The 513-nt window shown below is 50.1% G+C and carries 1 protein-coding gene; it reads right to left on the reverse strand.

The window, feature by feature from the left end:
* Positions 1–416: ribulose-1,5-bisphosphate carboxylase small subunit (locus IEY24_RS33310; RefSeq protein ID WP_229223393.1), on the reverse strand; the 416-nt coding region annotated here is incomplete at its 3' end.
* Positions 417–513: the final 97 nt, after the last annotated feature.

The raw sequence follows: 513 nt of genomic DNA on the forward strand, positions 1-513 counted from the left end.
AATCCGATGATACGGATGAAGCCGTTGGGGTATGCAGTCTTAGCCTCTTGAAGCTCCTTCAACACCTGAGAAGCATCAGTGCAACCAAACATAGGCAGCTTCCACATGGTCCAGTAGCGTCCATCGTAGTATCCTGGTGACCTGTTGTGCTCACGGTACACGAAACCGTGCTCCAACTCGAATTCCAAGCAAGGAATCCATCCCTTCCTAAGAAGGTATTCTACTTCCTTTGCCAATTGTGCATCATCAAGGTCTGGCAGGTAGGAAAGAGTCTCAAACTTCTTCTTGCCAACTGGTGGCCACACCTGCATGCATTGCACTCTTCCACCGTTGCTAGCAATGGAGGTAATGTCATTGTTGGTCTTCCTGGTGGGGAAGCCAGCCATGGACTTGAGGCCAGTGAATGGAGCAACCATGCCGGCACCGGCACGGTTGACAGTGGTAACAGCTGGGGAAGAGATCATTGAGGAAGCCATTTGCTTCTCCTTCTTAGTTCTCAACTACTTGTTCTTC

The organism is Dyadobacter endophyticus, assembly GCF_014641595.1.
Taxonomy (GTDB): domain Bacteria; phylum Bacteroidota; class Bacteroidia; order Cytophagales; family Spirosomataceae; genus Dyadobacter; species Dyadobacter endophyticus.